Origin of the sequence: Streptomyces sp. NK15101 (assembly GCF_020400725.1) — a bacterium.
Taxonomy (GTDB): Bacteria; Actinomycetota; Actinomycetes; order Streptomycetales; family Streptomycetaceae; genus Streptomyces.
In genome coordinates this window covers 51,300-57,370 of the sequence record NZ_JAINVG010000046.1, presented here as the reverse complement: position 1 = coordinate 57,370, position 6,071 = coordinate 51,300, and the positions used below count along the sequence as shown (strand labels likewise).

The 6,071-nt window shown below is 73.6% G+C and carries 7 protein-coding genes; 2 read left to right on the top strand and 5 right to left on the bottom strand.

Annotated features, from left to right (window positions below; translation table 11 throughout):
* Nucleotides 1-13 precede the first annotated feature (13 nt).
* Nucleotides 14-1,228 carry a serine hydrolase domain-containing protein gene (locus K7G60_RS23765; protein WP_263986241.1) on the top strand — a complete coding sequence of 405 codons (1,215 nt, stop codon included), beginning with the start codon at nucleotides 14-16 and terminating at the stop codon, nucleotides 1,226-1,228.
* A 25-nt stretch (nucleotides 1,229-1,253) separates the two neighbouring features.
* Here the strand turns inward: K7G60_RS23765 and K7G60_RS23760 are convergent, their stop codons facing one another.
* The 3 genes from K7G60_RS23760 to K7G60_RS23750 all read right to left on the bottom strand — a co-directional run bounded on the left by K7G60_RS23760 (nucleotide 1,254) and on the right by K7G60_RS23750 (nucleotide 3,509).
* Nucleotides 1,254-1,787, bottom strand: coding sequence for a GNAT family N-acetyltransferase (locus tag K7G60_RS23760; RefSeq protein WP_225802959.1), 534 nt, complete (start codon nucleotides 1,785-1,787; stop codon nucleotides 1,254-1,256).
* Between the two features lie 61 nt (nucleotides 1,788-1,848).
* Entirely contained in the window at nucleotides 1,849-2,277 is a 429-nt protein-coding gene (locus K7G60_RS23755; RefSeq protein ID WP_225802958.1) for a nucleoside deaminase, read from the bottom strand.
* A gap of 194 nt (nucleotides 2,278-2,471) precedes the next feature.
* Nucleotides 2,472-3,509 carry a serine/threonine dehydratase gene (locus K7G60_RS23750; protein ID WP_225802957.1) on the bottom strand — a complete coding sequence of 346 codons (1,038 nt, stop codon included), beginning with the start codon at nucleotides 3,507-3,509 and terminating at the stop codon, nucleotides 2,472-2,474.
* A gap of 190 nt (nucleotides 3,510-3,699) precedes the next feature.
* On the opposite strand from K7G60_RS23750, the gene K7G60_RS23745 reads away from it, so the two are divergent.
* Nucleotides 3,700-4,146 carry a nitroreductase family deazaflavin-dependent oxidoreductase gene (locus K7G60_RS23745; protein WP_225802956.1) on the top strand — a complete coding sequence of 149 codons (447 nt, stop codon included), beginning with the start codon at nucleotides 3,700-3,702 and terminating at the stop codon, nucleotides 4,144-4,146.
* 59 nt (nucleotides 4,147-4,205) lie between these two features.
* Here K7G60_RS23745 and K7G60_RS23740 read toward each other — a convergent pair whose 3' ends face one another.
* Together K7G60_RS23740 and K7G60_RS23735 are read right to left on the bottom strand one after the other, a co-directional pair.
* Nucleotides 4,206-5,039: a class II fructose-bisphosphate aldolase gene (locus K7G60_RS23740; RefSeq protein WP_225802955.1), complete on the bottom strand. Its 834-nt coding sequence runs from the start codon at nucleotides 5,037-5,039 to the stop codon at nucleotides 4,206-4,208.
* Nucleotides 5,040-5,078: 39 nt separating this feature from the next.
* Complete coding sequence (locus K7G60_RS23735) at nucleotides 5,079-6,002, bottom strand: SIS domain-containing protein (protein WP_225802954.1); 924 nt, start codon at nucleotides 6,000-6,002, stop codon at nucleotides 5,079-5,081.
* Between the last annotated feature and the right edge of the window lie 69 nt (nucleotides 6,003-6,071).

The window sequence follows — 6,071 nt, the reverse complement described above, 5'->3', positions numbered from 1 at the left end:
CCCCGCCGAGCGGCTGGAGCGGACGATCGGCGCGGCCGCCACCAGCGCGTTCGCCACTCCCCTCCCCCCCGCCACGACGACCGCCGCGTCCGCGGCTCCCGCCCCGGACATGGAGGGCGTGACCGCCGCGCTCGACTCGGCCATGGCCAACGGCGCGCCGGGGGCGATGGCCCGCTTCACCGGCCCGGAAGGGGTCGAGAGCCGGACCGTCGGCGTCCAGGACCGGACGACGGGGGCTCCGATGGACATCCACGCGCGCTTCCGGATCGGAAGCGTCAGCAAGACGTTCTCCACGGTCGTGCTCCTGCAGTTGGTGGAGGAGGGCCGGCTGGAGCTCGACGCGTCCGTCAACCGGTACCTGCCCGGCCTGCTCCCCGACGACCGCATCACGGTCCGGCACCTCCTCACCCACCGCAGCGGGCTCGCCGACTACACCAACGCGATGTTCGCCGACACCGTGCCCGGCTTCGAGGCCGTGCGGAACCGGGTCTTCAGCTACCAGGAACTCGTGGACCTCTCCCTGAGCGAGCCCCGCACCACCGAGCCCGGCGTGGCGTACAAGTACTCCAACGCGAACTTCGTGGTCGTCGGCATGCTCATCGAGAAGCTCACGGGCCGGCCGGTGGCCGACGCGTACGAGCACCGCATCTTCAAGCCGCTGAAGCTGCGCAGGACCTCGTACGTCCACCCCGACACGCGCATCAAGGGCCTGCACGTGCGGGGTTATCTGCACCCGGACGCGGCCGGCGACCCGCTCGTGGACTCCACGGAGCAGACCGTGTCCTGGGCGCAGTCCGCCGGCGCGGTCATCTCCAGCCCCGCCGATCTGAACACCTTCACCAGGGCGCTCATGCGCGGCCGCCTGCTGTCCCCGGCGATGCTGGAGGAGATGACGACGGTCACGCCGACGGACACCACCAACACCCGGTTCTACGGCCTCGGTCTGCGCCGTTACGACCTGTCCTGCGGCACCCAGGTGTTCGGCCACACGGGGACCGTGCAGGGCTTCTACACGTACGCCTTCTCGACCCGCGACGGCCGGCGCAGCCTGTCGGCCGTGGCGAACACCTCGAACCACGGTGCCGCCAACACGGCGCTCGGCGGAACGCTGGAGGCGGCGTTCTGCGGCAAGAAGCCGGCGGCGGCGTCCTCGCGCGCCGCCTCCCCGTCCGCGGCCCGCGACTTCTCGTCGCTGCCGGCGGAGCGGGACCTGCCGGAGCGCCACTGACGGCCCTCCGGCGAGGTCCCGGTGATCACGCCTGGTACTCGGTGAGGTCGATGGCGTAGACGCGCAGGGGAACGCCGAGGACCGGGTGGTGCGTCTCGCGCTCCGGGACCATGCCGAGCTTGCGCATGACGTTCTCGGAGGCCCGGTTGCCGATGTGCGTGATGGCGACGACCCGGTCGAGCCCGCGGTCCTGGAGGGCGAACTCCAGGACCGCGTGGGCGGCCTCGGAGGCGTACCCCTGGCCCCAGAACTGCCGGCCCAGGCGCCAGCCGATCTCCACGGCGGGGAGCACCTCCGGGAGGAACTCCGGCACGGACAGACCGGCGAAGCCGATGAGTTCGCCGGAGCCGAGGAGCTCGACGGCGAAGATCCCGAAGCCCTCCTCGTCCCACTCCTCCTCGCACCGCTCGATGGCCTCCGCGGTCTGCTCCAGGTCCCGGACCGAGCCGTCGCCGATCCACCGCATGACCTCGGGGTCGGCGTTGATCTCCGCCATCGGGACGAGGTCGTCGTCGCTCCAGCGGCGGAGCAGGAGCCGGGGGGTGAGGATCTCGGTCATGGCTCCCATCCTGAGGCATCCGGAGCCCCGCCTCGCACCGGCCCTCGCGCCCGCGCCCGGTTCAGCGGTAGTACCCCTCGACCACGGCCCGTACCTCGTCGAGCAGCGCCGGGCCCTCCTGCGGTACGGGCGGGCGTCCGCCGGCCGGGCGGATGGCGAGGAGCTGTTCGTCGGAGAGGGCGTACACGACGCGGCGGAGGCCCGCCTGCCGGATGACCGCTTCGCACATGCCGCACGGCTGGCAGCTGGTGTACATGGTGGTCCTGGCCGCCGTGGCCGGGTCCAGTTTCCGGGCCGCCCACCGCGCGAGCTTCAGTTCGGGGTGCGCGGTGATGTCCCGGTCCGTGAGCGTGGTGTTGCGCTCCTCTGCCAGGACCGTCCCGTCCGGGGCCGCGAGGAGCGACCCGAACGGGGGATCGCCGCCCTCGCGCGCCTCGGCGGCGAGGGCGATGGCGCGGCGGAGGAGGGTGTGGTCGTCGGCTGTCGTCATGACGGCTCCGTTCGGGTGCGGTGTCGGGAGGGGCGGGCGGCCACGGCGGGGAGTGTCCGCGGCCGCTTCCGGGTGCGGCGGCTTGAGGAGTCCGGGGTCGTCACGGCCTACCGGGCCGAGGCGGGTCCGGAGCGGATCGGGTACGCGATCCTCGTGGTCGGCGGGGTTCGGCGGCACGACCGCCGGCCTCGTCCTCAGCGGTCCCCCGTCGGCCCGCGTCCCGAGTGGACCTCCGCCTCCCCGGTCCGGACGCCGGGCCCGGCGGTGGCCTGCGGGCGGGTGAGGTCCGTCGGGTCGGTGTTGGCTCCGCAGAGGACGACGCAGATCTTCTCGCCCGGCGCCGGGCGGTAGCCGGTTCGTGCGCCGGCCGGGGTGGCGAGGGCGGCCAGGGCCGTGGCGGCGGCGTGCTCGACGGCGAGGCGGCGGTCGTCCCAGAGGGCCTGGCGGGCGCGGACGATGTCGGTGTCCGTCACCAGGACGGAGTGGACGCCTTCCCGCTGGGCGGCGCTCACCGCGAGGGGGGTGGCGCGGCGGGCGCCGAGCGCGTCGGCGGCGACGGAGTCGACGGTCACGTCGACGGGGTGTCCGGCCCTGAGGGCGGCGTCGAGGGCGCGGCAGTTCTCGGGCTCGACGGCGACGGTGCGGATGCCGTGGTGCCGGGCGGCGGTGGCGACCCCGGCGAAGAGTCCGCCGCCGCCGACCGCGACGACGACGGTGTCGAGGTCCGGGATCCGCTGGTGGATCTCGTCGAGGAGGGTGCCGGCCCCCGCGGCGATCAGGGGATGGTCGTAGGCGTGGGAGGCGAGGGCGCCGGTGTCGGCGGCGAACGCCTCGCAGGCTGCGAGCGCCTCGGCGTACTCCGTCCCCACGAGCCGTACGTCGGCGTCGTAGCCGCGCAGCTTGTCGATCTTCACCTGGGGAGCGGTGGCGGGGAGGAAGACGGTGGCGCGGACGCCCTGCCGGCGGGCTGCCCAGGCGCAGGCCAGGCCGGCGTTGCCACCGGAGGCGATGGTGACGCCGGCGGCGGGAAGGGTGCCCTCCTCCCGGTGGGCGAGGAGGAAGTTCTGCGCGCCGCGGGCCTTGAAGGAGCCGGTGTGCTGCATGAGCTCCAGCGCGAGGTGGAGCTCGTACGGCCCGTCTGCGGGCTCGGCGGGGGCGACCGTGACGGGCCGGACGTGGCCGCGGATCCGGTCGGCGGCGGTCTTGACGTCGGCGTACGCGAGGGTGTGCACCAGATGCTCCTGAAGGGGCCGGGGCCGGACGGTCGTGCCGACGATCTTCTCAACGTCCGGTGCGTGCGGGAAGGTTCCTCCCGGGAACGCCCCCGTACGCCTGTTCCCCTGCTGCGAGTCGCGAGGTGTCGGATAGCGTCGGAGGCACCCGGGCCGGCACCGCCGGACGCCATCCGAAAGGACACGCACCATGCCCCTCGAAGGCGAGTACGAGCCCAGCACCACGAAGTGGGTGCGCGACCAGGTCGAGCTGTACGAATCGTCCGGCGGCACCGAGGGCACGACGATGCGGGGCCTCCCCGTCGTCCTGGTCACGAACGTCGGCGCCCGGAGCGGCAAGCTCCGCAAGACCCCGCTCATGCGGGTCGAGCACGAGGGCGCGTACGCGCTGGTCGCGTCCAACGGCGGCGCGGTCAAGCACCCCGTCTGGTACCACAACCTGGTGGCCACGCCCCTGGTCGAGCTGCGCGACGGCACGCAGGTGTGGGACATGAAGACGCGCCTGGTCACCGGCGAGGAACGGCAGGCGTGGTGGGAACGGGCCGTCGCGGCGTTCCCGGACTACGCCGACTACCAGCGCAGGACCGACCGGGAGATCCCCCTCTTCGTCGCGGAGCCGGTCGTCCAGGACGCGTAGGCCTGCTTTGCCCGACGAGCCTCCTGACGGCGCTTCAGGAGGTCTCGTGCGGGCCGGAGTCAGGGCGAGAGCACCGCCAGGAGGTGGGATACCTCGCGGGCCACGGCCGCGCGGGCCGGGGTCAGGTACGTGCGGGGGTCGACCGTCGTGGGGTGCTCGGCGAGGTGGGCGCGGACGGCCTCGGTGAAGGCCTTGTTCAGGTGGGTGGAGACGTTCACCTTGGTCATGCCCGCCGCGATCGCCGCGGTGAGGTGCGGGTCCGAGACGCCCGAGGAGCCGTGCAGGACCAGCGGGGTGTCGACGGCCGCGCGCAGCCGGGCGATCAGGCCGAAGTCGAGGACGGCGTCACGGGTGACCATCTGGTGGGCGCTGCCGACCGCGACCGCGAGGGCGTCGACGCCGGTGGCGGCGACGAAGGCGCGGGCCTCCTCGGGGTCCGTGCGCACGCCCGGGGTGTGGGCGCCGCCCTTGCCGCCGACCTCGCCGAGTTCGGCTTCGACCCAGACGCCGTGGCTGTGGCAGTGCTCCACGACCTCGCGGGTCGCGGCGACGTTCTCCGCGTACGGGAGCTTCGAGGCGTCGAACATGACCGAGCCCAGGCCGAGCGCGACGGCCTCCCGGACGAGGTCGGGGTTCTCCGCGTGGTCGAGGTGGACGGCGACGGGGGTCTTGGCGGTGCGGGCGACGGCCAGGGAGGCGAGCGCGACCGGTTCCAGGGCGCCGTGGTAGCGGACGGTGTTCTCGCTGATCTGGAGGACGACCGGGCGGTCGGCGTCCTCGGCGCCGGCCACGATGGCCTGGGCGTGTTCGAGCTGGAGGACGTTGAACGCCCCCACCCCGGTGCCCGCGGCGCGGGCGCGGCGGACGATCTCGTCGGTGGGCGTCAGCGGCATGGTGCTTCTCCCGGGCGGTGAGCGGGGGCGGAGGGGCGGTCAGGCACGGACGTCGGTGAGGACGACGGAGCGGGTCAGGTTCCGGGGAGTGTCCGGGTCGAGCCCCCGGTCCTCGGCGACGGCGACGGCGAGCCGCTGGGCGCGGACGAGTTCGGCGAGCGGGTCGAGGTCGCTCTCGGCGAGGGTGCCGCCGACCTTGCGCACCTCGTCCGCGAGTCCCGCGGGCAGGGCGCCGAAGCCCCAGGTCACCCGGCCGGGGCCGGTGATGCTGATCGGGCCGTGGCGGTACTCCATGGCCGGGTACGCCTCGGTCCAGGCGCCGGCCGCCTCGCGCATCTTCAGGCCCGCCTCCAGGGCGAGTCCGTAGGTCCAGCCGGTGCCGAGGAAGGTGAACTGCTCCGCCGTGCGCACGCTCTCGTCGAGCGGGGAGGCGAGGGCCCGCTCGGCATCGCGGGCGGCGTCCTCGACGGTGGCGAGCCCCTCCGGGAGGGCGTCCTCGGACTCCAGGTGCGCGCGGAGCAGGGCGAGCACGGTGGTCGCGAAGCGCGTCTGGACGACGGACTCCTCGTCGGCGAAGTCGAGGACGGCGACCTCGTCGGCCAGGTCCATCACGGGGGTCGTGGGGTCGGCCGTGATCGCGCCGGTGGGGACCGTGCCGCGCAGCCGGGACAGGACGGCGAGGACCTCGCTGGTGGTGCCGGAGCGGGTGATGGCGAGGACCCGGTCGTAGCGGCGGCCGTAGGGGAATTCCGAGGCCGCGAAGGCGTCGGTCTCGCCATGGCCGCCGGATTCGCGCAGCTCCGCGTAGGCGAGGGCCATGAACCAGGAGGTGCCGCAGCCGATCACCGCGACCCGCTCGCCGCGTCGGGGCAGGGCCGCGACGTGCTGGGACAGGGTGCGGGCCGCCTGGCGCCAGGTCGTCGGCTGGGAGTCGATCTCCACGGCTGTGCGAGTGGGGGTCATGCCGATCTCCTTGCAAGAAGAGTGCGCGATGATGATGGAAGATGCTTGAAGATGCGCTTATTCAAGCAG